The organism is Burkholderia sp. GbtcB21 (assembly GCF_019091065.1).
Classification (GTDB): Bacteria; Pseudomonadota; Gammaproteobacteria; order Burkholderiales; family Burkholderiaceae; genus Burkholderia; species Burkholderia pyrrocinia_C.
The window spans coordinates 207,361-233,764 of sequence record NZ_JAGXKA010000009.1; the positions used below are offsets into that span (position 1 = coordinate 207,361).

Below are 26,404 nucleotides of genomic sequence, written 5' to 3' on the forward strand. Positions count from 1 at the left end.
CATGATGTACAACGCTCAAGGAAAGATGTCCCAGGCTGACGTGCTCGCGCAATATGCGCCGCTCGTGCGTCGCCTCGGGCTGCAGCTCGTCGCGAAGATGCCGGCGAGCGTCGACCTCGACGACCTGATCCAGGCCGGCATGATCGGCCTGATGGACGCGGCCGGCCGCTACAAGGAAGACCAGGGCGCGCAGTTCGAGACCTACGCGACGCAGCGCATACGCGGCGCGATGCTCGACGAGCTGCGCAGCAACGACTGGCTGCCGCGCAGCCTGCGCAAGACGTCGCGCGAGGTCGAGCACGCGGTGCACCAGGTCGAGCAGCATCTCGGCCGCTCGGCGAGCGAGACCGAGATCGCGCTGCACCTGAACATGCCGCTCGACGAATACCAGGGGATGCTGCAGGACCTGCACGGCAGCCAGCTCATCTACTACGAGGATTTCGACCGTGCGGCCGACGACGAGCCGTTCCTCGACCGCTATCGCGTCGATCACGCCGATCCGCTGTCGGCGCTGCTCGACGAGCACCTGCGCGAGGCGCTCGTCGAGGCGATCGAGCGGCTGCCGGAACGCGAGAAGCTGCTGATGTCGCTGTATTACGAACGGGGTCTGAATCTGCGCGAGATCGGCGCGGTGCTCGAAGTGAGCGAATCGCGCGTGTGCCAGCTGCACAGCCAGGCCGTCGCGCGCCTGCGCGCGCGGCTGCGCGAACAGGCGTGGGTCGGCGCGGAGTCCTGACCCTTTCTCGACGGCAACGCGCGCCGACGCCGCGCGCTTGAATCGCTCGCGCCGCTTGCGCATTTTGCGCGCCGATTTGCTACAATCCCTCCCGTTTTCCGAGGAGCGTTGCGACGGACCACTCTGCGTCCGCCAGGCTCGGAAGGCTTCACCAAGCAGCCGTGCGGCGCGCGTTTCGCGACCGTCGCGCCGGCTCCGCTTCCTGAACGGCGCTCACGTCACCAATCTAGAACTTTTTTAGAAAGGAGGGCGTGATGAACGCCATTATCGATTCGCAAGCTTCCAAGGATTACGTCGTCGCCGACATGGCGCTGGCCGGCTGGGGCCGCAAGGAACTGAACATCGCCGAGACCGAAATGCCGGGCCTCGTGCAGATCCGCGACGAATACAAGGCGCAGCAGCCGCTGAAGGGCGCGCGCATCGCCGGTTCGCTGCACATGACGATCCAGACCGGCGTGCTGATCGAGACGCTGAAGGCGCTCGGCGCGGACGTCCGCTGGGCCTCGTGCAACATCTTCTCGACGCAGGACCACGCAGCGGCCGCGATCGTCGAAGCCGGCACGCCGGTGTTCGCGTTCAAGGGCGAGTCGCTCGACGAATACTGGGAGTTCTCGCACCGCATCTTCGAATGGCCGAACGGCGAATTCGCGAACATGATCCTGGACGACGGCGGCGACGCAACGCTGCTGCTGATCCTCGGCTCGAAGGCCGAGAAGGACCGTTCGGTGATCGCGAAGCCGACCAACGAGGAAGAAGTCGCGCTGTACAAGTCGATCGCGAAGCACCTCGACATCGACGCGACCTGGTACTCGAAGCGCCTCGCGCACATCAAGGGCGTGACCGAAGAAACCACGACCGGCGTGCACCGCCTGTACCAGATGGAAAAGGACGGCCGCCTGCCGTTCCCGGCGTTCAACGTGAACGATTCGGTCACGAAGTCGAAGTTCGACAACCTGTACGGCTGCCGTGAGTCGCTCGTCGACGGCATCAAGCGCGCGACCGACGTGATGATCGCGGGCAAGGTCGCGGTCGTCGCCGGCTACGGCGACGTGGGCAAGGGCTGCGCGCAGTCGCTGCGCGGCTTGGGCGCGACCGTGTGGGTCACCGAAATCGATCCGATCTGCGCGCTGCAGGCGGCGATGGAAGGCTACCGCGTCGTGACGATGGAATACGCGGCCGACAAGGCCGACATCTTCGTGACGGCGACCGGCAACTACCACGTGATCAACCACGATCACATGAAGGCGATGCGCCACAACGCGATCGTCTGCAACATCGGCCACTTCGACTCGGAAATCGACGTCGCGTCGACCCGCCAGTACCAGTGGGAAAACATCAAGCCGCAGGTCGACCACATCATCTTCCCGGACGGCAAGCGCGTGATCCTGCTGGCGGAAGGCCGCCTCGTGAACCTCGGCTGCGCGACCGGCCACCCGTCGTTCGTGATGTCGAACTCGTTCGCGAACCAGACGCTCGCGCAGATCGAGCTGTTCGTGCGCGGCGGCGAGTACGAGAACAAGGTGTACGTGCTGCCGAAGCATCTCGACGAAAAGGTCGCGCGCCTGCACCTCGCGCGCATCGGCGCGAACCTGTCCGTGCTGTCGGACGAGCAGGCTTCGTACATCGGCGTGCAGAAGGACGGCCCGTTCAAGCCGAACCACTACCGCTACTGATGGGCCGCCGCCGCCGTGCCGTGCGCGCCCCGCTGCGGGGCCCGCGGTGCGGCGGCGGCACGGCGCCGGATCGCCGGCCGTTGCGTTGCGTCTTCGGGCGCGCGCGGCGGCCGGCGGCGGCCACTGATCGCACTGATCGACAACCGAACCGGAGCACTCCATGAGCGTCATCCTCACCTGGGTCATCAACGCGCTCGCGCTGCTGATCATCACGTACCTCGTGCCGTCGATCCACATCAAGAGCTTCGGCACCGCGCTGATCGTCGCGGTCGTGCTCGGCCTGATCAACACGGTGATCCGCCCGGTGCTGATCCTGCTGACGCTGCCCGTCACGGTCGTCACGCTCGGGGTGTTCATCCTCGTCGTGAACGCGCTGTGCTTCTGGTTCGCGTCGTCGCTGCTGAAGGGCTTCGAGGTGTCGGGATTCTGGTCCGCGTTCTTCGGTTCGATCCTGTACAGCATCGTGTCCTGGCTGCTGTCCGCGCTGATCTTCGGCCAGCGCGACATCGGCTGACCCCTTTCGAATCATGAAACCGATCGAACTCTCGTTTGAATTCTTCCCGCCGAAGACGGCGGACGGCGTCGAAAAGCTGCGCGCAACCCGTGCGCAGCTGCTGCCGCTGAAGCCGAAATTCGTCTCCGTGACGTTCGGCGCCGGCGGCTCGACGCAGCAGGGCACGCTCGATACCGTGCTCGACATGCAGAAGGACGGCCTCGAGGCCGCGCCGCACCTGTCGTGCATCGGCTCGTCGCGCGACAGCCTGCGCGCAATCCTCGACCAGTACCGCTCGCACGGCATCCGGCATATCGTCGCGCTGCGCGGCGACCTGCCGTCGGGGATGGGCGCGGTGGGCGAGCTGCGCTATGCGTCCGAGCTCGTCAGCTTCATCCGCGCCGAGCATGGCGACTGGTTCCACATCGAGGTCGCGGGCTACCCCGAGTACCACCCGCAATCGCGCTCGCCGAAGGCCGATCTCGAGAATTTCGCGCGCAAGGTGAAAGCCGGCGCGAATTCCGCGATCACGCAGTACTTCTTCAACGCCGACGCGTATTTCCGCTTCGTCGACGATGTGCGCAAGCTGGGCGTGGACGTGCCGATCGTGCCGGGCATCATGCCGATCACGAACTTCTCGCAGCTGATGCGCTTCTCCGAGATGTGCGGCGCCGAAGTGCCGCGCTGGATCGCGCGCCGGCTCGAGAGCTTCGGCGACGATCGCGAAGCGATCCGCGCGTTCGGCGCGGACGTCGTCACCGATCTGTGCCGGCGCCTGATCGACGCGGGCGTGCCGGGGCTGCATTTCTACACGCTGAACGCTGCGACCGCGACGCGGACGATCTGCGAACGGCTCGCGGTGTAAGCGCCGCCGCGCGTTCTGCATGCGCAAAAGCCCCGCCTGTTATGCCGGCGGGGCTTTTTTTCGATGCTTGCGTCAGCGCTGCGCCTGCATCAGCGGCGGGCGGCGGTCGAACCACGGCCGTGCCTGTTCGAGCTGCCGCGCGAGCCTGAGCAGCAGCGCGTCGTCGGTATGGCGCGCGGCGAACTGCACGCCGATCGGCAGCCCGCGCGCGTTCCAGTAAAGCGGCACCGACATCGCCGGCTGGCCGGTCAGGTTGAACAGCTCGGTGCAGCCGGCCCACGCGAACGCCTTCTCCGACGACTTCGCGAGCATTTCCTTCAGCAGCGGCTTCACCGGCAGCGCGGCGAGCAGCTTCATCTGCGCCGATTCGAACGGCGTCGGCTGCAGTTCGCCGATCTTCACCGGCGGCCCCGCGAGCGATGCGCACAGGATCACGTCGTAGCGCGACACGAGGCCGGCCACCTGCACGGTGAGCTGGCGCTGCCACTCGAGCACGTCCGGCAGGCGCGTGCGCGCGAGGCGCCGGCCGACCACGGCCATCGCCCACGTCGCCGCTTCGAATTCGCCGCGGCGCGGCGCGCGGCCGGTCAGTGCGCGCGCGCCGAGCACCATCTCCTCGGCGATCGTCGCCCACAGCGTGAGAAAGGTTTCGGCCGCGCGCGCGTAGTCGATGTGCAGCGTCGCCGGCTCGACATGGTGGCCGAGCGATTCGAGCAGCGCGGCTGCGTCGTCGAGTGCCGCGCGCGTGTCGTCGGCGAGCGCCGGCGCGAGCATCGGGTCGACGACGAGGCCGATCCGCAGCGGGCCGGGCGGCGTATCGAGTTCGCCGAGGAACGTGCCGGGCGCGCCGTGCGGCAGCGTCTGGCCGGTCGTCACGTCGAGCAGCAGCGCGCTGTCGCGCACGCTGCGCGAGACCGCATGCTGGACGACGAGCTCGCCGTTCGACGGCTGGTCGACGAGCATCGGGTTGCGGCTCGGCTTCAGGCCGAACAGCCCGCAGCACGATGCCGGGATGCGGATCGAGCCGCCGCCGTCGGACGCATGCGCGAGCGGCACGATGCCGGCCGCGACGGCCGCCGCCGCGCCGCCGCTCGAGCCGCCGGGCGTGTGGTCGAGATTCCACGGGTTGCGGCACGCGCCGAACAGTTCGGGTTCCGTGTACGGCATCTGGCCGATCTCCGACGTGTTGGTCTTGCCGAACACGTTGAGGCCGGCCGCGCGGCTGCGCGCGATCACCGGCGAATCGTCGCCGGGCACGAAATACCGGTAGTGCCGGCTACCCATCGACAGCGGCAGCCCGGCGACCGCCGCACCGAGATCCTTGACGAGATACGGAACGCCCGCGAACGGCGCGTCGGCGCCGGGTTCGGGCGCGGAGGCCGCGCGCTGGCGCGCGGCTTCGTAGTCCTGCAGCACGATCGCGTTGATCGCGCCGTTGACCGCTTCGGCCTGGCCGATCGCGGCATCGAGCAATTCGCGCGGGCTTGCCTTGCGGTCGCGTACGAGCGAGGCGAGGCCGATTGCGTCATGCGCGAGATAGTCCGAGTGCATCGCTGTCACCCCCGTTGTGACTCGTGGCGATGAAGGGAGAATAACGCGGGCCCGGCGCGATGGGCCCGCGGCGGGGCGTTTTTACAGGTGCTCGGCGAGGAACGTCAGCGTGCGGCCGTGCGCGAGCGCCGCCGCGCGCTGGTTGTACGACGCGCGGTCCGTGCAGTTGAAGCCGTGCTCGGCGCCCGGATACACGTGGAACGATGCGTGGCCGCGGCCGGCGAACGCGGCCTTGACCTGATCGACGGCCGCGAGCGGGATCCCGTGGTCGTTTTCCGCGTAGTGGAACAGGATCGGCTGCGTGACCTTGCCGGCCAGATCGAGCGCGTTCTGGATGCCGCCGCCGTAATAGGCAACCGCCGCGTCGAGCTTGCCGGCCGCGGCCGCGCGGTACGCGAGCTGGCCGCCGAAGCAGTAGCCGATCGCGGCGAGCTTGCCGGCCACTTCGGGGCGCGCACGCAACGCGTCGGCCGCCGCGCCGATGTCCGCGACCGCGAGACCGACGTCGGTCTTTTTCAACAGCTCGATGCCCTTGTCGCGATCCGCGCCTTCGTAGGTCAGCTCGACACGCGGCTGCGTGCGCCAGAACACGTCCGGCGCGAGCGCGACGTAGCCGTCGGCCGCGTACTGGTCGGCGACCGCGCGGATGTGCGAGTTCACGCCGAAGATCTCCTGGATGATGATGACGGCAGGGCCCTTGCCGCGCTTGGGCAGCGCGAGATAGCCGCCGAAGCTGTCGTTACCGGTCGGGATGTCGATCCATTGGGCAGTCACGTTTTGAACTCCTGGCGTACGGGGTGCGCCGAGCGCCCCCCCCGGGTGGAATAGGGCGGCCTAGTGTGCCACCAATCGTCAGGTGTTGCAGGGCACGCGCAACGCGTGCGCCTGCCGCGCGCGCCCGCTTCTCGCGCAGCGATCGTTTCGATCTCGATTATTCATTTTTCGGCGACGAGCCGCTTCGATAGAGTCGATGTACCGGCTTTTACAAAGCGCTTTCGCGCATCGTCATCGAAGGATTCGTCATGCCTGCCCGTCCGTATTCCACCCCCTTTTCCGAACGCTTCGGCCTGCGCCTGCCGCTCGTGCAGGCGCCGATGGTCGGCGCGACCACGGCCGCGATGGTCGCCGCCGCATCGAACGCCGGCGCGCTCGGCAGCCTCGGCGCCGGCGCGTTCGAGCCCGACCGTCTCGCGACCGAAGTCGCGGCGATCCGCGCGGCGACCCATCGCCCGTTCGCGGTCAACCTGTTCGTGCTGCCGGACGCCGCACCCGATGCGGCGACCGTCGCGCGCGCACTCGCGGCGATCGATCCGCTGAACGCGACGCTCGGGCTGCCGCCGGGCACCGCGCCCGCGCGCTACGCGCCCGACTTCCGCGCGCAGCTCGATGCGCTCGTGTCGCTGCGCGTGCCGGTCGCGAGCTTCACGTTCGGCGTGCTCGACGCCGCCGACGTCGCGCGCCTGAAGGCCGCCGGCACCTATGTGATCGGCACCGCGACGCACGTGGCCGAAGGGCTCGCGTGGCAGGCGGCCGGCGCCGACGCGCTGTCTGCGCAGGGCGCCGAGGCGGGCGGCCATCGCGGCACGTTCATCGGCGCTGCCGAAGACGCGCTGATCGGCACGTTCGCGCTCGTGCCGCAGCTCGTCGACGCGACGGGCCTGCCCGTGCTCGCAGCGGGCGGCATCATGGACGGCCGCGGGATCGCGGCCGCGCTCGCGCTCGGCGCACAGGGCGCGCAGCTCGGCACCGCGTTCCTGACCTGCACTGAAAGCGCGATCGCGGCGGACTGGAAGGCACGCCTGCTGGCTTGCGCGGATACGTCGACGCAGGTCACGCGCGCGATCACCGGCCGCCATGCGCGCGGGCTGCGCAACACGCTGATGGCGCGGCTCGGCGAGCGCGTGGCCGACGCCGCGCCGTACCCGGTGCAGAACGCGCTGACGCAGCCGCTGCGCCAGGCCGCCGCGCGCGCGAACGACGGCGACTACCTGTCGCTGTGGGCCGGGCAGGGCGCGCCGCTCGCACGGCGGCGCGGCGATGCGTTGACGACGTCGCAGCTCGTCGCCGCGCTCGACGCCGAATGGCGCGCATTGGCCGCCTGAACGGGTCGCTTCATCGACCGCCCGAACCGTTCGTATCGAGCGACGAAACGCGCGTGTTGTCACGCGCGTTTCATTCAATGATCGCGGGCACAAAATACCGAATCGAAATGCCCCGGGAATCGCTTGAAACCACCTTTCGACAAGCTGCCGGAAACTAGCGGAAACCCTTATTCGGCGCGGCTTGTAGCGATATTCGAGTCATCATTCCAAAGTGCGCATATCGGTAGTGTTACCACTACCCCAAAAAAGTCCCACAAATTAATTTGATCACCTACACTTGCGCGCAAGTACGGACGGGCGGTTGCTAAAAGCGGCTGTTTTCACGTGCTTGAGGCCAAGTGCATGAAGGATGCAACCGGCGAATCGTCCAGTGAATGCAAACACAGGGATGGCAGCGGGGCACCGGGCGATGGCGTTTTTTGGGACCGAAACTGGAGACTTACATGAATATCAAAATGCAGAAGCTGTTGCCGATCACCGCAGCGGCGATGCTGTGCGTTGCAGCTGCAAGCAACGCTGCCGCCGATCAAGTCGTCAAGATCGGCCACGTCGCGCCCTTGACGGGCGGCATTGCCCACCTGGGCAAGGACAACGAAAACGGTGCGCGTCTCGCAGTCGAGGAGATCAACGCGAAGGGTCTCACGGTCGGCGGCCAGAAAATCACGCTGCAACTCGACCCGCAGGATGACGCGGCCGACCCGCGGCAGGCGACGCAGGTTGCGCAGAAGCTCGTCGACGACAAGGTCGTCGCCGTCATCGGCCACCTGAACTCGGGCACGTCGATCCCGGCCTCGAAGATCTACAGCGATGCGGGCATCGTGCAGATCTCGCCGTCGGCGACCAACCCGGCCTACACGCAGCAAGGCTTCAAGACCACGTACCGCGTGGTGGCGACCGATGCGCAGCAGGGCCCGGCACTCGCGAACTACGCGCACTCGAAGGGCATCAAGAGCGTGGCGGTGGTCGACGATTCGACCGCATACGGCCAGGGTCTCGCGAACGAGTTCGAGAAGAAGGCGAAGGCGCTCGGCCTGAAGGTGATGTCGCACGACGCGACGAACGACAAGGCGGTCGACTTCCGCGCGATTCTGACCAAGATCAAGGGTGAGAACCCGGACGCGATCATGTACGGCGGCATGGACGCCACCGGCGGCCCGTTCGCGAAGCAGGCGAAGCAGCTCGGCCTGCGCGCGAAGATCCTCGCGGGCGACGGCGTGTGCACGGAAAAGCTGGCCGACCTGGCCGGCGATGCGACCGACAACGTCGTGTGCTCGGAAGCCGGTGCTTCGCTCGAGAAGATGCCGGGCGGCGGCGCGTTCAAGGCGAAGTACGAGAAGCGCTTCGGCCAGCCGATCCAGATCTACGCACCGTTCACGTATGACGCCGTGTACATCGTCGCGGACGCGATGAAGCGCGCGAACTCGGCGGACCCGGCGAAGATCCTCGCGGCGATGCCGGCGACGAACTACACGGGCGTGATCGGCACGACGACCTTCGACTCGAAGGGCGACCTGCAGCACGGCGTGATCTCGCTGTACAACTACAAGGGCGGCAAGAAGTCGCTGCTCGACGAAGTGAAGATGTAACGCAACAGGCGGTCGACAGTAGGGGCGAAAGCGCGCATGCGGCAACGCATGCGCGCTTTCTTTTTGGCCGACGGGCGCGATGCCGTCAGATCTTCAGGTGCGCGAGCACCTTCGGCGCGACGGCCGCGACGAGCGCCGCGCACAGCGCGACGACCGACAGGCCGATCGTCAGGTTCGCGGCCTGGGCGACCGCGCCGATCACGACCGGGCCGAACAGCAGTCCGAAATACGCAAGCCCGGCCACATGCGCGAGCCCTTCGGCCGCGTGGATGCCTTTCACGCGCGCGGCGGCCGCGAACAGCACGGGCATCATGTTCGCGAGGCCGAGGCCCATCAGCGTGAAGCCGGTCAGCACGGTGGCCGGATAGGGCAGCAGCAGCGCGCCGATCATCCCCGCGCACGCGAGCGACGCGCTCGCGAACACGAGCTGCGGCGCGCCGAAGCGGGCGCGCACGGCGTCGCCCGCGAAGCGCGCGATGGCCATCCCGCCCGAGAACGCCGCGTACGCGGCGCTTGCGAGCGCGGGGCTCGCCGCGACGACGTCGCGCATGTAGACCGTCGCCCAGTCGTACATCGCGCCTTCGGCGATCAGCGCGACGAGCGCAATGCCGCCGAGCATCCACAGCGCGGGCGAGCGCCAGCGGTTGCCGCCGCCGTGCGCGTGTTCGTGGTGCGGCACATGCGGCAGCACGGCCGGGCTCGCGGCCACGAGCACCGCGGCGCTTGCCGCCGCCGCAAGCGCGAGATGCACGGCCGGCGCCATGCCGGCCGACAGCAGCGCGCCGCCGGCCGCCGCGCCCGACATCCCGCCGATGCTGAACATGCCGTGCAACGACGACATGATCGGCTTGCCGAGTGCGATCTCGACCGCACTGGCCTCGGCGTTCATCGCGACGTCGAGCGTCGCCATCGAGAAGCCGAACAGCGCGAGCACGCCGAGCAGCATCCAGTAGTCGGGCACGACGAGGATCAGCGCCGCGCACGCGGACATCACGAGCCCGCCCGCGAGGCACGCGGTGCGCGAGCCGACGCGCGCGATCCAGCGCGCGATGGTCAGCATCGCGGCGATCGAGCCGCCGGCGACCGCGAACAGCGCGATCGACAGCAGCCCGGGGCTCAGCGCGAACTTGTCGCGCACGGTCGGCACGTGCACACCCCACGACGCGTACATCATGCCGGCGACGAAGAACAGCGCCATCGACGCCGTGCGCGCACGCTGGCGGGCCGGGAGCGGCAGCACGCGATGCGCGTCGGGCGGCGCGGCGAACGGGGACGACGATTCGGGGGAGGCGGATTCGGACACGGAAGGCTCGTCAAAGGATGCGAGGACGCACGCGGCGTCCGTCGGAATCGTCCGATTCTATCGAACCGCTTACGATCCTGCCGGGCGCTGCCCGTTCGGTGGATGATCCGGCGATCCGGTCACGCCGCGGCAGCGCGCCGTCCGTCCGGTGCCTGGCGCCGCATCGGCCGTTCGGCCGATACGCGGCGCGCGGCGCCCGCGGGTAACATCGAAGCGCACGCGGCGTGCCCGAAGCGCCGCCCTTCGACCGCAGGAGTCTTCTTGAACATCGATCCCGCCTTCGCCCTGCATCTGCTGCACCGCTGCGCGCTCGGCACGCTCGCCACCCATGCGCGCGATCCGCAGGGCTTCCCGTATCCGACGGTCGTCCCGTTTGCGCCCGATGCAAGCCATCGGCCCGTGATCCTCGTGAGCGGCCTCGCCGAACACACGCGCAATCTCGCTGCCGATCCGCGCGCGGGCTTCCTCGTCGTCGACGCGCCCGACGGCGACGTGCTGAACGCCGAACGCGCGACGCTGCTCGGCCGTTTCGTGCCGCTCGGCGACGATCCGCACGTCACCGCGCGGTACCTGCGCTACGAGCCGGACGCCGCGCGTTATCTCGCGCTCGGCGATTTCACGTTTTGGGCGCTCGATATCGAGCGGCTGCGCTATATCGGCGGCTTCGGGCGCATGGGCTGGGTCGACGGCACGCATCTCGATGCGCTGCCGCCGCTTCGGTTCGACGAGGAACAGGCACTGTGGGACGCATACGATGCCGGCGATGCGCGCCGCGACGGGCTCGAGTTGCTCGGCGTCGATCGCCACGGCGCCGACTGGCGGTGCGACGGCCGCCGCGTACGCACGCCATTCGACGCGCCGCCGGCCGATGCCCGCGCGCTGCGCGACCGGCTGATCGCATGCGCGCGGGATGTGACGTGACGCCGCGGGTTACCGGTTTGTCCGTTCAGCAAGCCGCACCATTCGATTTTCGCAAACCTCTCGTCCTATGAAAGCTTTGATTTTTAGTATGCAGGGTAATTGCGTATGTTGATAGCCTTAATAGACGATCGCTAATGTCCTAATCTCTGTGGAGGAGCGTAAAAATTTGAGAAAAGGCCGCATCCGGTCAAAATGACATGTGCGAATTTCAATTGACCTCGGGATTTTCATGAATCCCGCTTCTATCAAATCTTTTTTGTGCTAATCTCTGCCTTCGAAAATCCGAGGCACATATATTTCATGAATGGTGAGCTGGCGGCAGACCGGCGCCATTAGTCAGATAGAAAGGGAAACTATGTCTTCTTACAAGGACCTGCTGGCCCAGCGGGAAAAGCTGGAGAAGCAAATCGAAGAAGCGAAGTCGCGTGAATACGCTGAAGTGCTGAATGACGTGAAGCAGAAAATTGCCGACTACGGCTTTTCGCTCGCCGAACTCGGCCTCAACCGCGCGAAGGCAGGTAAGGTTGGCCGTCCGCGCGCAGGCGTGGCCGCGAAATACCGCGATCCGGAAACGGGCGCGACGTGGTCGGGCCGCGGCAAGCCGCCGCGCTGGATCGCCGGCAAGAACCGCGAACAGTTTGCGATTTAAACGTCTGTTTAAGTCGTCTGCCTCAAAAGAGCCGCGTGTCCGTTCAGGAGCGCGGCTTTTTTGTTTCCGGACACTCGTCGGTGTGCGGAAGTTTGTCATGAAACTGTAATAATCCGGCGTGAATGAAAATGCGACACGTTCGCATAAGCGATTGATTTGAATGAGGAATTTGTTGATATTGGCGAGTCTCGCGGGGCGCTTTTGATAGAATTGCGTATCGCACACCGATATCTCATATTTCATGTCCACGTTTTCCGGCGACGCGCAAAGCGCAGATAAGCACGCAGTTGCGCGCAAGAGTACGCTCGTCAGTATTGTGCTGAATGTCGTGCTTGCGACATTTCAGATCGTCGTCGGCACGATTGCGCATTCGCAGGCGTTGATTGCCGACGGTGTGCATTCGATTTCCGATTTGATCTCGGATTTCGTCGTGCTGGTTGCGAATCGGCATAGCGGCGCATCGCCGGACGCCGACCACAATTACGGGCACAGCCGCTACGAGACGGTCGCGTCGCTGTTTCTCGGCGCTATCCTGATTGCGGTCGGAATCGGCATGCTCTGGCGCGCCGGCGACCGCCTCGTTAATCTCGAAAACATCCCGGCCGTGCATTTTTCCGCACTGGTCGTCGCGCTGACGGTGCTCGTGTCGAAAGAAGCGCTGTTTCGCTACATGCTGCGCGAGGCGCGGCGCGTGCGCTCGGCGATGCTCGTCGCGAACGCATGGCATGCGCGTTCGGACGCCGCGTCGTCGCTCGTCGTCGCGATCGGCATCGTCGGCAGCCTGGCCGGCGTGCGGCTGCTCGACCCGATCGCGGCGGCTATCGTCGGCTTCATGGTTGCGCGCATGGGCTGGACGTTCGGCTATGACGCGCTGCAGGACCTTTCCGACCGCGCGCTCGACACGACCGACACGGCCGAAATCCGTGCGCTGCTCGTGGAGACTCCCGGCGTGCGCGACGTGCACGACCTGCGCACGCGCAAGATGGGCGATGCCGCGCTCGTCGACGCGCATATCCTCGTCGATCCGAAGATCTCCGTCTCCGAAGGGCATTACATCGCCGAGACCGCGCGCGCACGCGTGTTGACCGACCCGCGCGTGCTCGATGCGCTGATCCACGTCGACCCCGAGAACGATGCGGCGCGCCGTCCGGCGCTCGCGCTGCCGCCGCGCGGCGAGATCGCGGCACGGCTCGAGGCCGCGCTCGCGCAGCGCGGGCTGCGCGCGGCGGCGATCAACCTGCATTACCTGAGTACGGGGCTCGAGATCGACGTGACGCTCGCGAGCGATCCGGGCGACACCGATGCGGCGCTGGCCGGCCGGCTCGACGCCGACGCGCTCAAGCGCGAGTTCGGCGCGCGCCGGATCGGCTTCACGCGCATGATGCCCGCGCAGGCGTGATGCGATGCCCGCGAGCGCGGGCCGTCCGCGCGGGGCCGCGCGTTACAGCGGCAGTTGCGTGTCGAACTTGATCTCGCGCAGCACGACGCTCGTGCGCACCTGCGACACGGCCGGGATCTTGAAGATGCGTTCGTGCAGGAACACGTCGTAGGCCTTGATGTCGGGTGCGACGATCTTGAGGATGTAATCGGCTTCGCCGGTCGTGCTGTAGCACTCGGTGACTTCCGGGCAGGTCGCGATCTCGCGCTCGAACTGCTCGACGCCGCCTTCGTTGTGGCGGGTCAGGTGCACGTGCGCGAGCGCGCACACGTGCAGGCCGAGCTTCTCGCGATCGAGCAGCGCCGTGTAGCGCTGGATCACGCCCGACTGTTCCATGTCCTTGATGCGGCGCCAGCACGGCGTGCTCGACAGCCCGACCTGGTCGGAGATTTCCTGTACGGAACGGCGCGCGTCGAGCTGCAACAGGCGAAGGATTTTTTGCGAAAAGGAATCGAGCGTCACCTGCGCCTCCATGCGGCAGCTACAACACGCTGAATGTTAGAGGGCCGGGAAAGGAAAGGCAATCTGGCGTGGTGCTGTTGAGCGAGATTCGCTAATTTGCTCGCGGATCCGTGGGGTTTTGTCCCGTCCCCGCGTTTTCCGACCGATCGGTATCCGACACCGCGAGGCCCGCGAGCGCGGCCTGCTGCCGGCGCAGGTCGGCGAGCATGTTGCAGAACAGCGCGCCTTGCTCGATCGCGTCGTCGAGCGCGACGTGCGTATGCGGATGGTCGTCGAACCAGTGCTTCGGAAAGCGCGGCTTGATCGCCTTGCGGTACGGCAGGCCCGTCATCGCGAACGCGAGCGTCTTGATGTCGAGCGCCGACCACGAGAACGGGCAGCGCCCTGCGAAGCGCATCATGTACCAGAACATGAACGTGAAGTCGAAACCGGCCGGCATCGCGACGAACACGGGCTTGCCGGGCAGCGCCTCGACCCAGTCGACGTACGCGACCAGTGCCGCCTCGGGCGCCTGCAGGTCGCGCCGGCACGCGGCCCACGCTTCGGGCTCCGTCTTCCACCATGCTTCCTGCACCGGATGCGCCTGTGCGCCCGGCAGCGTCTCGAGGTTCGCCGAGAACGTCGCGATCAGCTGCTTGTCCTCGGTATAGGCGGCCGATGCGAAGCTCAGCATCGAATGCGGGCCCGGAATCGGGCCGTCGGCCTCGACGTCGGTGCTGACGTAGATTTCCTGAATGGCGGTCTGGTTCATCCGAACACCTTGTCGGACACGAACGGGTTCGTGCGGCGCTCGTCGCCGAACGTCGACACCGGGCCGTGACCCGGCACGAACGTGACGTCGTCGCCGAGCGGCCACAGTTTTTCCTTGATCGAACGGACAAGGTCTTCATGATTGCCGCGCGGGAAATCGGTACGGCCGATCGAGCCCGCGAACAGCACGTCGCCGACGATCGCGACGCGATGCGCGCGGCTGAAGAACACGACGTGGCCGGGCGTGTGGCCCGGGCAGTGATAGACCTCGAGCGTTTCGTCGCCGAACCGCACGGTGTCGCCGTCGTTCAGCCAGCGGTCCGGCTCGAAGGCTTCGGCGGCCGGAAAACCGAAACGCTCGCTCTGTGTCGGCAGCTTCTCGATCCAGAAGCGCTCTTCTTCCTGCGGCCCCTCGATCGGCACGCCGTAGTGCGTCGCGAGCGTCTTCGCGCCCGCGCAGTGATCGATGTGCCCATGCGTGAGCAGCACCTTTTCGACCTGCACGTTCTGCCGCGCGACTTCCTGTTCGATCCGGTCGAGATCGCCGCCCGGATCGACGACGGCGGCGCGGCCCGTCTTCTCGCAGACGAGCAGCGAGCAGTTCTGCTGGAACGGCGTGACCGGAATGAGCGTGACTTTCATGGAGATACCGGCGGCTAAAAGGAGCGATTGTACCGGTCGCGCGCGCTGCCTGCCGCCCTTGCGGCGCACCGCGCGACGCGCGTCTACGGGCAATCCCGGAGCATGTCGATTGTTACCGCCATAGCGAGAATCAATGGTCCGGCCGGGCGCCTTTTCGAGATGGCGTTTTGATTTATGTATAATGCGCCCCATTGCGCGTGAATTTCACGCAATTCGCTGGTGTTTCGGCCCCGTTAAAAGAGGCGTCGAAATCACCGTCAAGCATCAGCCGCCGGGGAGTCCGGCGGTGTATCCAGCACCGAGCATTCGGTGCTCACGTCTTGTCCGGCCGGGTGCTGCGCGCCCGCCTGCGGCCCTGCTGCCGCGCCGCCGGATGAGGCCTGTGCCGCCGTTCCTGTGCGTTGGTCGTATCGACGCGCGCGAACGTGAAGCCATGTTCGATGGCGGCATGTGGGGTCTGGTCAGGCTGTTGGGGACAGGTTGCGCCAGACGTGAAAGCTAATCAGGACGGTTGCGGCATAGACGAAAGCCGCGCCCATGCTAGCCGCCTGCTCGCATTCGAGCGGGGCGTGCACGCATTTGCCGTCCGGGCCGCGTATGTGCGCTGTGAAACAGCGTCGTGAAGGAGCGGCCCGAACCAGAAGGCGACACGTCGATGAACGTACGATTTCCGAGTCGATTCGGGACCATTGCATTATTTTTTGCGCTGACGGGCTGTGCGGTGCCACCCAGCCAGACCACCGGAAGCGCGAACCAGAAGAACGCGGTCGACAAGACGGCCGCTGCCGCGAAGACGGGCAACGACAAGCAGCAACTGAATTTCGATTCCGCACTGGCGTCGATGCCGGCTGCCGACAGCAAGGATGCGAAGAAGCCGTCGCTGGCGGACGCCGAGCCGATCGACGGCAAGGATGTGTCCGACTTCCGCCAGACGGGGCGCGCCTCCTGGTACGGCCGGGATTTCCACGGCCGCCGCACCGCGAACGGCGAGCGTTTCAACATGAACGCGCTCACCGCCGCGCACCGCACGCTGCCGCTGTCGTCGTACATCAAGGTGACGAATTCGTCGACCGGCAAGTGGGTCGTCGTGAAGGTCAACGATCGCGGGCCGTTCAAGCGCGGCCGTGTGCTCGACCTGTCGTACGCGGCCGCCAAGGTGATCGGCCTCGTGCACGCCGGCACGGGCCGCGTGAAGATCGAAGGGTTGTCGCCGCAGGAAGCGCGCGACGCGCGCGACGAAATGCTCGCGTCGGTCTCGGCGAAGTAACGCGGCGGATCGTCCGCTCATGCACAAAGGGCTGCCTTCCGGCAGCCCTTTGTCGTTTCCGCGCGGCGCCGTCGCGCGTCAGCCTTCCTTCAGCGCGAGCGCGCGCGCATACAGCGTGTTGCGCGACGCGCCCGTCAGCGCGGCCGCGAGCTTGGCCGCGCTCTTCACCGGCACTTCTTCCAGCAGCAGCCTGAGCAGCGCGTCGTGCGCGGTGTCGTCGGCTTCGCCGCTCGTCGCCGGCGCACCTTCGACGACCAGCACGAATTCGCCGCGCTGCCGGTTCGCATCGCCGGCGAGCCAGGTCTGTCCTTCGGCCAGGGTGCCCTGGAACAGTTGCTCGTGTAGCTTGGTGAGTTCGCGCGCGATCAGCAGCCGGCGCGCGGGGCCGAACGCGTCGGCGAGCGCGGCGACGGTTTCGGCGATCCGGTGCGGTGCTTCGTAGAACACCAGCGCGTACGGGTGCGACACCAGCGCCTGCAACGCGGTCGCGCGCTGCCTGGCCTTCGGCGGCAGGAAGCCCGCGAACGTGAACGCGCCGGCCCAGCCGCCGGCCACGCTCAACGCGGTCACGGCCGCGCTCGCGCCCGGCAGCGGGATCACCGCGAAGCCGGCCTCGCGCACTGCGTCGACGAGCCGCGCGCCGGGGTCCGAGATGCCGGGTGTGCCGGCGTCCGATACGTATGCCACGCGTTCGCCGGCGCGCAGCAGTTCGATCACGCGCTGCGCGGCTTCGCGTTCGTTGTGCTCGTGCACGGCGACGAGCGGCTTCGAGATCCCGTAGCGGGCGAGCAGCTGGCCCGTGTTGCGGGTGTCTTCGGCCGCGATGCGGTCGACGAGGCCGAGCACGTGCAGCGCGCGCAGCGTGATGTCGGCGGTGTTGCCGATCGGCGTGGCGACCACGTAGAGCGCGGCGCTCGGGTAGTGCTGCGTATGCGCGAGTTCGAGGAGGGCAGTCATGGCAGGCAATGCGCGCAATCGCGGCGCAAGCGGAACAAGGACGGCATTGTGCCACGCGGCGCCGGCGCGGCCGGATGGCGGGCGCGGTTTGCCGCGCGCGGGTGACAACTTTTCCGGTGCGGCGCGATCTAAACCGGTCGGCGCGGCATTCGAACAGCGGGCGCGGCAGTTTCTCGAACGCCGCGGCCTCGTGTGCATCGCGGCGAACGTGACGATGCGCGGCGGCGAGCTCGATCTCGTGATGCGCGAACCCGACGGCGTGCTCGTATTCGTCGAAGTGCGCGCGCGGCGCAGCATCCGGCATGGCGGCGCAGCCGCGAGCGTCGGCTTGCGCAAGCGGCGGCGCCTGGTCGCCGCGGCGCTCCAGTTCTGGGCGCGGCACGGTGCCGGCGCCGCGTGCCGTTTCGACGTCGTCGCGTTCGAGGCCGGGCGGCTCGCATGGCTGCGCGACGCATTTCGTACCGACGATGCGTAGCGGCGAGCTGTGACGAGATGTAAAGAGTTCTTGCCGGACCGCTGGAGAGGGTGCCGGAGTACGGTAAACTCGCCGCACCCACGATGTCGCGCGATGCGTGCCACGCGCCCAGTTCACCAGGAATCGATGTCAGTCGAACGTATTCAGCAACAATTTCGCGACAGCGCCGCGCTTCATGCCGAAGCGGCCGACGCGCTGTCGTTGCCGATCGCAGCCGCGGTCGACGCGATGTTCGCCGCGCTGGCGAACGGCAACAAGATCGTCGCGTGCGGCGACGGCCCGTCGGCCGCCGCCGCACACTATCTCGCGGTGTCGCTCGTCGGCGGCTTCGAGCGCGAGCGTCCGGGCCTGCCCGCGATCGCGCTGGCCACCGATGCGTCGCAGGCCGGCCTCGCGGGCACGGCGGCCGCCGGGCAACTGTTCGCGCAGCAGGTGCGCGTGCTCGGCCAGACCGGCGACATCCTGCTGGTGCTCGACCCGACCGGCGCGTCGCCGCGCGTGCTGGCGGCCATCGACGAAGCGCACGAGCGCGAGATGACTGTCGTCGCGCTGACGGGCGGCAACGGCCACGCGGTCGCGGCCGCGCTGTCCGACACCGATATTCCGATCAGTGTGCCCGCCGTCCGCGCGGCGCGCATCCACGAAGTCCATCTGCTGACTATCCACTGCCTGTGCGACGGCATCGACGCGATGCTGCTGGGTGAGGATTGAACGAAGGAGAGCCGTCGATGAATCAAAGCCGCGTCAAACAGACGCTCGTCAGAACCACGCTGCTCGCCGCGCTGACGGCGGGCCTCGCCGTGTCGCTGCAGGGTTGTGTGCTCGGGGTCGTGGGTGCAGCGGCCGGCGGCGGCGCGCTGATCGCGACCGATCGCCGTACGCTCGGTGCGCAGACGGAAGATCGCGAGATCCAGGTCAAGGCGCTTTCGCAGATCAACAACGGGCTGCCCGACCAGTCGCACGTGAACGTGACGGTGTTCAACCGCCGCGTGCTGCTGACGGGCGAAGTGCCGAACAATGCGTCGAAGCAGCGTGCCGAGGAAATCGTGCGCGGCATCAACAACGTGAACGGCATCGTCAACGAGCTGTCGGTCGAGCCGGCGGCGTCGCTGTCGTCGCGTGCGAACGACTCGTACCTCGAAGGGCGCGTGAAGTCCGAGCTGATCGCGACGAAGGGCATTTCGGCGAACTACTACAAGGTCGTCAGCGAGCGCGGCAACCTGTACCTGATGGGTCTCGTGACGGTCGACGAAGGCAATCGCGGCGCCGAAGCCGCGAGCCAGGTGCCGGGCGTCGAGAAGGTCGTGAAGGTGTTCCAGTACGTCAAGCCGCAGGACGCGCAGGCGCTGCAGGCCGCGTCGCCCGCGAGCGGCGCATCCGGCACGCAGGCTGCCGCCGCGCCGGCGGACACCGCGACGGTCGGTGCGGTGCCCGACGCGTCGGTGCAGTCCACGCCGCTGCAGCCGCCCGCGCCGATCTCGAATTCGTCGAACGTGCACCCGGGCAACCCGAAGGCCCCGCCGCAATGAAGATCGTGCAGATGAAGCAGATGCAACAGTGGATGGTGCAGGGCGCCGCGGCCGCGGTGCTCGTGGCCGGTACGTTAGGCGCCGCGCATGCGGACGTCGGCGACGGCCTGAAGGTGGCGCGCGGCAACGCATGCATGGGCTGCCACGCGGTCGACCGCAAGCTGGTCGGCCCGTCGTTCAAGGATATCGCCGCCCGCTACAAGTCCGATCCGCAGGCCGTGGCGAAGCTGCAGAAGAAGGTGAAGGAAGGCGGTTCCGGCGTCTGGGGTGCGATTCCGATGCCCGCGCACCCGCGCATGAGCGACGCCGATGTCCGTTCGGTGGTCGAATGGGTGCTGGCTGGCGCGCCGTCAAAGTGACGCTTCAGGGGTGCTGAAACCCCTATTGCCAAGCGCGGAAATGCATGTGTATGATGGTCGACTGTTGGGGCGGTAGCTCAGCTGGGAGAGCGTCGCGTTCGCAATGCGAAGGTCGGGAGTTCGATCCTCCTCCGCTCCACCAAGAATACATACGAAGAAATCCGGATAGCTCCGCAAACCCCGCAGCCAGTAAGGCTCGCGGGGTTTTTTTATTGCCTATAATGTCCGGTATGATCCACTCAAATCCGGCTGTGGGTTGGGGTACTTCTCGGGGTATCCGCTTACTGCCCGAGGGCGATACCCCCAATGGCTCTTACCGACATACTCATTCGGAACGCCAAGCCCAGCGACAAGCCGCAAAAGCTGTTCGACGGAGGCGGGCTCTTTCTCTATGTCACGCCGAGCGGGGGTAAGCTCTGGCGGCTTAAGTACCGTTTCGGCGCCAAGGAGAAGCTGCTGGCCCTCGGTGCCTACCCCGCTGTCAGCCTGAAGGATGCCCGGGAGCGCCGCGACGACGCGCGGAGGCAACTGGCAAAAAATGAAGATCCCAGCGCGAACCGCAAGGCTGATAAAGCCGCAAAACTCGCGCGAGCCACGAATTCGTTCGAGGCGATCGCGCGCGAGTGGTTCGCCAAGTTCGCTCCCACCTGGGCCGAGAGTCACGCCAGCAAGGTCATCCAGCGGCTCGAAAAGGATGTCTTCCCGTGGCTGGGGGCGCGGCCGATCGCGGAAATCACCGCCCCCGAGTTGCTGGCGGTCCTGCGTCGGATCGAGGACCGGGGTGCGCTCGACACAGCCCTGCGGGCCAAGCAAAACTGTGGACAGGTTTTTCGTTACGCGGTCGCTTCGGGGCGGGCGGAGCGTGACCCCTCAGGCGACCTGCGGGGGGCGCTTGCCCCAATCAAGCACGAAAACTTTCCCTCCATCACGGATCCGCGCCAAGTCGCAGAGCTGTTGCGCGCCATTGAGGGGTTCAGGGGGACGTTCATCGTCAAGTGCGCCTTGCAACTGGCGCCCATGCTCTTCGTACGCCCTGGTGAGCTACGCACGGCGGAGTGGGCTGCCTTTGACCTCGACAAGGCCGAGTGGCGCTACTTGGTCACCAAGACAAAGACCGAGCACCTGGTCCCACTGGCGAGCCAGGCGGTGGCGCTCCTGCGCGAGTTGCATGCGCTGACGGGGCAGCGACGTAATGTGTTTCCGGGGCGCGATCCGCGCAAGCCGATGAGCGGCGCGGCGGTCAATGCAGCGTTGCGGCGCATGGGATATGACACCAAGACTGAGATCACTGGGCACGGCTTTCGGGCGATGGCACGCACGATCCTGCATGAGGAGCTTCACTTCAAGCCCGAAGTGATCGAGCATCAGCTTGCGCATAAGGTGCCCGATGCCTTGGGCACAGCCTATAACCGCACCAAATTCCTGAAGGAGCGCCGGGACATGATGCAGCAATGGGCCGACTATCTCCACCGACTGAAGGCGGGCGCACAGATCATCCCCATTGGCGTCAACGCGGACTAGGCCAGGGGCGTAACAGCCAACTGAGCTTGCACTGTATCTGGTGCTCGCAATATAGTCAGTACTCCAATTAAATGTGTCCGACCGTGATTCGATCATGGGGGCCACAGGTTGATTGGGTAGGCAGTGCCTAGATCGAGATTCTGCGCTTACCGCGTTCCATCCGACGCGGAGCTGCGGCGGTCCAATGTTCACCATCGCTTCTCCGGAGGGGAAATGTCTTCACCTTACAAAGAGTACACGGACGCATGGAACGCGATATTGCGCATAGACGCGCAGCGCGCCAATCTGGCGAAGAAAGTAGTCAATGGCCGGTACGCCCGAGCGAGGCGGAAGCGGGACGAGATAGCGCTGGCGACCGATACGAATTTCCTCATGCCACCGGCACGGGTTGGCGCCGCCCGCTGGCAAAGACGCGTGATTAGTTTTGTGCGATTGACGCAAGCTGAGTTGGTTGCATCCGGAGCGGAACCGCTGTCGTTTCGGGAACTCGTCGAGCGAGCTTTGATGCTGCCTGCCGTTCCTGAGGAGGAGGCGGTGGTGAGGTTCCTCAACAAGATGGGTTATCGCGGAAGACCCGGACGTCCAAAAAAACAATAGAGTTTTCAATTGGATAGCGCGCTTCGGCGCGTTTTCTTTTTTTGGGGGGGCCGGGGCGAGCATCTGGCATGCTCCGCGTTATTCCCAACCGGTGCGAACAGGGCCGATTGCGGAGCGGTCCTTGTTCGTAGAGGTGAAAAATGATGACCTATCCCTCGCGCGAGGTCCCTGCAGGGGCTAAGTGCCTGACGCCGAAACAGGCGTACACCAAGTTCGCCCGCCAGAAAAGCTGGCTCTGGGACCGTTTGAAGAGCGATCCGTCGTTTCCCCGCCCGATCTATCTGGGGCCGCGTGCGCCGGTTTTCCTGGAGCACGAGCTCGATGCCTGGATCGCCGGTCATTTTGAGAAAAATGATAAGTAGTGCGATGCAAATATCGAATCATCAAAGGAAACTGACAACGAAAGGGTGAAGAAATGAATACGATGATCGAAGACATGAGCGTGATGAAGCCTTGGTTCGACGACCCGGCAACCGAGGAGATGGCCATCTTGTGCATGCAGCGCGCCTCCATGGCGGCTTACCTCCGCGCGTCGAGGAAGCCTAAGCTTGTGGCGAAGGCGGCAGCCCTGTTGCGCGACGCCAGCAAGGCTTCGAAGATCCCCTATTCGGTGATCGAACGCTACTCGCGGGGCGTGGAAGCGCTGCACATGCTCGCCCGCAAGGAGCGCGCCAAGATCGCGGCCGGGGGTAAGCATGGCAAATAACGCATGCTTGGAAACGGCGCTTGCCGCACTTTCGATGGGCCTGTGCGCGATTCCCGCAGCGGGCCACATGGCGCCGTCAAACCCGAAGAAGCCGTTTGGCCTGTGGCGCAAGTATCAGCATCAGCATCCGTCGTCGTCTCATATCGAGCATCTGTACGCCACAAATCAGTTCACGACGGTCGGGCTTGTGTGCGGCAAGATCAGTGGCGGGCTCGAATGTCTGGACTTCGACACTCTCTCGGGCTATCAGCTGTTCCGGCAGGCGGCGAAGACTTCCGAAGTCTCTCCGCTGGTCGCGCGCATCGAGGTTGGGTATGCGGAAATGTCACCGAAGGGGGCTCATCTGCTCTACTTCTGCGAGTCCGCTGGCCGCAATCAGATGCTCAATGAGCACCTGAAGATTGAAACCCGTGGTGAGGGCGGCTTCGTGGTGATCGCGCCAACCACCTTTGCCGGCGACGACGGATGCAAGCGGTATCAACTCCAGTCCGGCGCGCTGGCGTCGATTGTGCGCATCTCCCCTGCCGAGCGCGAAGAACTGCACGCGTTCATCCGTGCACTCGTCGCACTGCAGCCTCCTGCGATCAACGCCGTCGCGGTCAGCCAGGCGACCGGTATGATCGCCGAAGGCGGCCGCAACAACGCGCTGACTTCACTGGCGGGCAAGCTCCACCACGGCGGCGCGTCAGCCGAAGCACTGAGCGCGGCACTGCACGCCGAAAACAAGGCCCGTTGCGTCCCGCCCCTGCCGGCCTCGGAGGTCGAGGCTATCATTCGCAGCGTGAGCAGGTATCGACCTGGCCGCGCGCTCGCCGTGTCTTCGCCGATCATCTTGCGCGCTCCCCTTGATCTGCCGACGGGCATGCCGGTTGTCCCGCCCCTTGACACACGACGGCTGTTGCCCCGGGGCCTGAGCGACTGGGTCAGCGACACGGCCCACCGCCTGCAGTGCCCGCCCGACTACCCGGCTGTGGGCCTGCTGGTTGCTCTGTCGGCCGTGATCGGCGGTCGCCTGTCCATTCGCCCCAAGCAGCGCGACAACTGGACCGTTACGCCGAACCTGTGGGGGTTGATCATCGGACGTCCCGGCAGCCTGAAGTCACCGGCAATGGCGGCCGCCCTGGCTCCCTTGTACGCGCTTGACCGTGAGGCGCTCGCAAAGCACGAAGCGGCACTCCTGAGCTTTCGCGCGCAGAAGACGGCGTATGACCTCGCCATCGGGCAAGTGAAAACGAAGGCCAAGGGCAACAGCGCCGCGCTCCAACAGATCAGTGCGACTGCCAATAGCATGACATCAATCATGCAACAAGAGCCTGTCCTGCCGAAGCGTACGCGCTACGTGGTCAACGATGTCACCGTGGAAAAGCTCGGCGAAATCCTTGCCGAGAATCCGAACGGCGTGCTGCTGTTCCGGGACGAGCTGAAGGGCTTTCTGGCCGAACTGGAGGGTGAAGAGAACGCCAACAAGCGCGGGTTTGTCCTGCAGGCATGGACGGGTGACAGCAGCTATAACTTTGACCGCATCGGTCGCGGTAGCGTCCGTATCGAGCGCGCAATCCTGTCGGTTCTGGGCACCACCCAGCCCGGCGTCGTCGAGGCGCACCTGGCGTCGGCCATGCGTGGGGGAGTAGGGGACGACGGACTGGTCCAGCGCTTTCAGCTCGCGGTGTATCCCATGGAGCCCGAATCGCCGGAGCTGGTCGACGAACCCCCGGACCTGCAGGCAGCCGCATTTGTGTCGGCACTAGTTCAGCGGCTCGCCCAGCTTGATCCGGTTTCGCTCGGCGCTCAATGTGACAATGTCGGGGCCAATGCCCAGTGGCATCTGCGTTTTGATGTCGACGCACAGCAGGTGTTCAACGCGTGGTATATCAAGCTCATGCGCGTAATCAAGCGCACCGAGCATGGTGCGGTCGCCTCGCACTTTGCCAAGTATCCGAGTCTGGTCCCGTCGCTCGCCCTGATCTTTCACCTTGCCGAAGGACGTTCAGGGCCCGTTGGCAAAGAGGCACTCTGTCTCGCCATTGGCTGGAGTTCGTTCCTGAGGCGGCACGCGGAGCGAATTTACCACTACTCGATCCGCAGTGACGCACACGCAGCGCGGGCGCTGGGCGAAGCGATCAAGGCGGGCAAACTGGAGGACGGCTTCACCCTCCGTGACGTCAGCCGCAAGTGCTGGACGGGGCTTACGACTCCATCACTCTGCCGGCAGGCGATCGAAATCCTCGCGGATCATCACTGGCTGGTCGTGGAGCGTATCGAGAGCAATGGCAAGCAGACGGAGCGCTGCCGCATCAATCCTGCACTGATCAAGTCGTAGGGGGGTAGTTGTGTCAGTGTTGTCAGTGCGTCACTGGATATTAATTAATATGTATTCCTACATATGTAATCTGGCATCCAAAGCACAATTGCCAGATGTGCACTGACAACACTGACAAACCAGGCGAGGCTTTCGGGCCTCGCATCCGGACAAAACTCTTGTAACAACGCGGTACCAACCTAACCACCAGCGAGAATGTCCATGAGTGCATACATCAAGCAACTGAATCGCATGGCGGAGGCTACACTGCCAGCCCGATTGCCTCTCCAGAAGCGGTTCGTGGACTGGTACTGCACGCTGCCGGAAATCGCGCGCAATCGCCCGTTTTCCATGGTGGAGTTCGAGCGCGCACTCGCGACACAGGGGAAGTACATCAGTCCGGTGTTGCTCGAACTTGGCTGGCAGCGCAAGCGTCGCTGGAACTCGCGTGGTCAATATCACCGGTACTGGGTCCCGCCTCAGGCGGAGTACTGAAGATATCGATCCTGCTATTCTAAAGTCCCAGTTGCGCGCGGAATAGTTCTTGGGTCACCCGCGCGCTCACCTGACCACTAGCTATTCCGGGATCGCGCGATCGTAAAGCGCAAGCGCGACGCTGCAGGACGCCTTCTATTTCGCTTTTTTCGGCTTGGTCAGTCCTGCCGTGGGCTTACGCGCGCACGTCGCCGATTGCTTGGCTTCGCGTTGCTTGCGCTTTGTGATCGCTTCCCGTTGCATCGACAGCGGTATCGCGCCATACACACTCTTTACAGCAGTGGCTAAGTCGCGGCAGCTACTTTCATCCGTGATCCCGAGTGCTTCGCATTGGGCCTTTATTGCTTTCAGGTAGCGTCTGTACTCCGTGAAGGTCAGTGCGGGCTCTGTCGCCTTTCTGGTCGTGAAGAAATCCGTGAAATGCTGCACACGGCTTCCTCTTGCCGGTCTCAAATGCCAGAGAAGCGGCCCCAGGTCGCCGGTGGCGCTCATCGGCGGCTCATATGCATACGCTGCCCGAACCCGTGCCCCCTGCTGTTCAAGCCTTAACTGCTCAGTCGTGGCACGCTGCTCTGTGCGAAGGATCTTCTGACGACGGCTCTCTTCATCAAATTGAGGGAAGTTCGCCGCGTCTCGTGCGATCTCCTCGACAACAGAGATCGCATCGTCGATCGAACAGTGGAACCACTCGTGGCCACGCGTTTCGCGGAACTCGGCGAGACGAGCGTGGACCTCTTTTTCGACCCGGTGGGGATGAGGTACCTGGACGAAGTGCCGCACCTCGTAACTGTAGGGCAGTTGGCCGCGGTCGAGGCCCTTTGCGCGCTGATGGGGAGGGTGATTCGTCTTACCTATTTTGACAAGGCCGCGCACGGACTTGTTAGTCATTACATAAACATAGCCGCCCATACTGTCTCCCGCATCGCTCGATGTTTTTGCGGTGGCACGAGTGGCCTGCGGCGCATGATCTGCCTGTGGCGCATACGCTGCTCGACTGTCCACCTGTGGCTCATACGCCGCCCGCGACA

The 26,404-nt window shown here is 65.5% G+C and carries 28 protein-coding genes, 1 tRNA gene and 1 riboswitch; of the genes, 21 read left to right on the top strand and 8 right to left on the bottom strand.

Annotated elements, in window-relative coordinates; genetic code table 11:
• Position 1 precedes the first annotated feature (1 nt).
• The 4 genes from KVT39_RS21395 to metF all read left to right on the top strand — a co-directional run bounded on the left by KVT39_RS21395 (position 2) and on the right by metF (position 3,767).
• Positions 2-736 carry an RNA polymerase sigma factor FliA gene (locus tag KVT39_RS21395; RefSeq protein ID WP_034183990.1) on the top strand — a complete coding sequence of 245 codons (735 nt, stop codon included), beginning with the start codon at positions 2-4 and terminating at the stop codon, positions 734-736.
• A 94-nt stretch (positions 737-830) separates the two neighbouring features.
• A riboswitch (S-adenosyl-L-homocysteine riboswitch) is annotated at positions 831-958 on the top strand.
• A 32-nt stretch (positions 959-990) separates the two neighbouring features.
• Positions 991-2,409 (top strand): adenosylhomocysteinase, encoded by a 1,419-nt coding sequence (gene ahcY / locus KVT39_RS21400; RefSeq protein ID WP_034183916.1) that lies wholly within the window; start codon positions 991-993, stop codon positions 2,407-2,409.
• 160 nt (positions 2,410-2,569) lie between these two features.
• Entirely contained in the window at positions 2,570-2,923 is a 354-nt protein-coding gene (locus tag KVT39_RS21405) for a phage holin family protein (protein WP_034183917.1), read from the top strand.
• 13 nt (positions 2,924-2,936) lie between these two features.
• On the top strand, positions 2,937-3,767 hold the full coding sequence (gene metF, locus KVT39_RS21410; protein ID WP_034183918.1) for a methylenetetrahydrofolate reductase [NAD(P)H]: 831 nt from the start codon (positions 2,937-2,939) through the stop codon (positions 3,765-3,767).
• A 72-nt stretch (positions 3,768-3,839) separates the two neighbouring features.
• Here metF and KVT39_RS21415 read toward each other — a convergent pair whose 3' ends face one another.
• Together KVT39_RS21415 and KVT39_RS21420 are read right to left on the bottom strand one after the other, a co-directional pair.
• A complete protein-coding gene (locus tag KVT39_RS21415) occupies positions 3,840-5,318 on the bottom strand; it encodes an amidase (RefSeq protein ID WP_217590172.1) in 1,479 nt (492 codons plus the stop codon).
• Between the two features lie 81 nt (positions 5,319-5,399).
• Positions 5,400-6,092 (bottom strand): dienelactone hydrolase family protein, encoded by a 693-nt coding sequence (locus KVT39_RS21420; RefSeq protein ID WP_034183920.1) that lies wholly within the window; start codon positions 6,090-6,092, stop codon positions 5,400-5,402.
• A 248-nt stretch (positions 6,093-6,340) separates the two neighbouring features.
• Between KVT39_RS21420 and KVT39_RS21425 the strand changes: the two genes are divergently transcribed.
• Complete coding sequence (locus KVT39_RS21425; RefSeq protein WP_217590144.1) at positions 6,341-7,420, top strand: nitronate monooxygenase family protein; 1,080 nt, start codon at positions 6,341-6,343, stop codon at positions 7,418-7,420.
• A gap of 443 nt (positions 7,421-7,863) precedes the next feature.
• The gene (locus tag KVT39_RS21430; protein WP_034183922.1) at positions 7,864-9,006 is read left to right on the top strand and encodes a branched-chain amino acid ABC transporter substrate-binding protein; all 1,143 of its coding nucleotides are present in this window, start codon (positions 7,864-7,866) and stop codon (positions 9,004-9,006) included.
• 85 nt (positions 9,007-9,091) lie between these two features.
• On the opposite strand, the gene KVT39_RS21435 is transcribed toward KVT39_RS21430, so the two are convergent.
• Entirely contained in the window at positions 9,092-10,309 is a 1,218-nt protein-coding gene (locus tag KVT39_RS21435; RefSeq protein WP_034183923.1) for an MFS transporter, read from the bottom strand.
• Positions 10,310-10,570: 261 nt separating this feature from the next.
• Between KVT39_RS21435 and KVT39_RS21440 the strand changes: the two genes are divergently transcribed.
• From KVT39_RS21440 to KVT39_RS21450, 3 genes are all read left to right on the top strand, one after another.
• A complete protein-coding gene (locus KVT39_RS21440) occupies positions 10,571-11,230 on the top strand; it encodes a HugZ family protein (protein WP_217590145.1) in 660 nt (219 codons plus the stop codon).
• Positions 11,231-11,585: 355 nt separating this feature from the next.
• The gene (locus KVT39_RS21445) at positions 11,586-11,879 is read left to right on the top strand and encodes an H-NS family nucleoid-associated regulatory protein (RefSeq protein WP_034183924.1); all 294 of its coding nucleotides are present in this window, start codon (positions 11,586-11,588) and stop codon (positions 11,877-11,879) included.
• Positions 11,880-12,120: 241 nt separating this feature from the next.
• Positions 12,121-13,278 carry a cation diffusion facilitator family transporter gene (locus KVT39_RS21450; protein WP_217590146.1) on the top strand — a complete coding sequence of 386 codons (1,158 nt, stop codon included), beginning with the start codon at positions 12,121-12,123 and terminating at the stop codon, positions 13,276-13,278.
• A 42-nt stretch (positions 13,279-13,320) separates the two neighbouring features.
• On the opposite strand, the gene KVT39_RS21455 is transcribed toward KVT39_RS21450, so the two are convergent.
• The 3 genes from KVT39_RS21455 to KVT39_RS21465 form a co-directional block, all read right to left on the bottom strand.
• Positions 13,321-13,791, bottom strand: coding sequence for an Lrp/AsnC family transcriptional regulator (locus KVT39_RS21455; protein WP_006477376.1), 471 nt, complete (start codon positions 13,789-13,791; stop codon positions 13,321-13,323).
• Between the two features lie 79 nt (positions 13,792-13,870).
• Positions 13,871-14,530, bottom strand: coding sequence for an exonuclease (locus KVT39_RS21460; protein ID WP_034183926.1), 660 nt, complete (start codon positions 14,528-14,530; stop codon positions 13,871-13,873).
• Positions 14,527-15,171 (bottom strand): MBL fold metallo-hydrolase, encoded by a 645-nt coding sequence (locus KVT39_RS21465; protein WP_034183927.1) that lies wholly within the window; start codon positions 15,169-15,171, stop codon positions 14,527-14,529. The genes KVT39_RS21460 and KVT39_RS21465 overlap by 4 nt, the downstream gene beginning before the upstream one ends.
• Positions 15,172-15,826: 655 nt before the next feature.
• On the opposite strand from KVT39_RS21465, the gene KVT39_RS21470 reads away from it, so the two are divergent.
• Positions 15,827-16,438, top strand: a complete 612-nt coding sequence (locus tag KVT39_RS21470) for a septal ring lytic transglycosylase RlpA family protein (RefSeq protein WP_034183992.1) — start codon at positions 15,827-15,829, stop codon at positions 16,436-16,438.
• 78 nt (positions 16,439-16,516) lie between these two features.
• Here KVT39_RS21470 and rsmI read toward each other — a convergent pair whose 3' ends face one another.
• Positions 16,517-17,395 (bottom strand): 16S rRNA (cytidine(1402)-2'-O)-methyltransferase, encoded by an 879-nt coding sequence (gene rsmI, locus KVT39_RS21475; protein ID WP_034183928.1) that lies wholly within the window; start codon positions 17,393-17,395, stop codon positions 16,517-16,519.
• Positions 17,396-17,441: 46 nt separating this feature from the next.
• On the opposite strand from rsmI, the gene KVT39_RS21480 reads away from it, so the two are divergent.
• The 11 genes from KVT39_RS21480 (at position 17,442) to KVT39_RS21530 (ending at position 25,376) form a co-directional block, all read left to right on the top strand.
• A complete protein-coding gene (locus tag KVT39_RS21480; RefSeq protein ID WP_207921139.1) occupies positions 17,442-17,870 on the top strand; it encodes a YraN family protein in 429 nt (142 codons plus the stop codon).
• Between the two features lie 126 nt (positions 17,871-17,996).
• The gene (locus KVT39_RS21485; protein WP_034183930.1) at positions 17,997-18,581 is read left to right on the top strand and encodes an SIS domain-containing protein; all 585 of its coding nucleotides are present in this window, start codon (positions 17,997-17,999) and stop codon (positions 18,579-18,581) included.
• Positions 18,582-18,598: 17 nt separating this feature from the next.
• Complete coding sequence (locus KVT39_RS21490) at positions 18,599-19,399, top strand: BON domain-containing protein (RefSeq protein WP_034183993.1); 801 nt, start codon at positions 18,599-18,601, stop codon at positions 19,397-19,399.
• The gene (locus KVT39_RS21495; RefSeq protein WP_034183931.1) at positions 19,396-19,758 is read left to right on the top strand and encodes a c-type cytochrome; all 363 of its coding nucleotides are present in this window, start codon (positions 19,396-19,398) and stop codon (positions 19,756-19,758) included. Before KVT39_RS21490 ends, KVT39_RS21495 begins: the two co-directional genes overlap by 4 nt.
• 66 nt (positions 19,759-19,824) lie before the next feature.
• Positions 19,825-19,900 (top strand) — tRNA-Ala (locus KVT39_RS21500).
• 164 nt (positions 19,901-20,064) lie between these two features.
• Entirely contained in the window at positions 20,065-21,279 is a 1,215-nt protein-coding gene (locus KVT39_RS21505) for an integrase arm-type DNA-binding domain-containing protein (RefSeq protein ID WP_124608584.1), read from the top strand.
• A 213-nt stretch (positions 21,280-21,492) separates the two neighbouring features.
• On the top strand, positions 21,493-21,876 hold the full coding sequence (locus KVT39_RS21510) for a hypothetical protein (protein ID WP_217590147.1): 384 nt from the start codon (positions 21,493-21,495) through the stop codon (positions 21,874-21,876).
• Between the two features lie 140 nt (positions 21,877-22,016).
• The gene (locus tag KVT39_RS21515) at positions 22,017-22,238 is read left to right on the top strand and encodes an AlpA family transcriptional regulator (RefSeq protein ID WP_217590148.1); all 222 of its coding nucleotides are present in this window, start codon (positions 22,017-22,019) and stop codon (positions 22,236-22,238) included.
• A 53-nt stretch (positions 22,239-22,291) separates the two neighbouring features.
• A complete protein-coding gene (locus tag KVT39_RS21520) occupies positions 22,292-22,582 on the top strand; it encodes a hypothetical protein (protein ID WP_124608582.1) in 291 nt (96 codons plus the stop codon).
• Positions 22,572-24,902: a DUF3987 domain-containing protein gene (locus tag KVT39_RS21525; protein WP_217590149.1), complete on the top strand. Its 2,331-nt coding sequence runs from the start codon at positions 22,572-22,574 to the stop codon at positions 24,900-24,902. Before KVT39_RS21520 ends, KVT39_RS21525 begins: the two co-directional genes overlap by 11 nt.
• Before the next feature lie 201 nt (positions 24,903-25,103).
• Complete coding sequence (locus KVT39_RS21530) at positions 25,104-25,376, top strand: hypothetical protein (RefSeq protein ID WP_124608580.1); 273 nt, start codon at positions 25,104-25,106, stop codon at positions 25,374-25,376.
• 135 nt (positions 25,377-25,511) lie between these two features.
• On the opposite strand, the gene KVT39_RS21535 is transcribed toward KVT39_RS21530, so the two are convergent.
• A complete protein-coding gene (locus KVT39_RS21535; protein WP_124608579.1) occupies positions 25,512-26,378 on the bottom strand; it encodes a GIY-YIG nuclease family protein in 867 nt (288 codons plus the stop codon).
• Between the last annotated feature and the right edge of the window lie 26 nt (positions 26,379-26,404).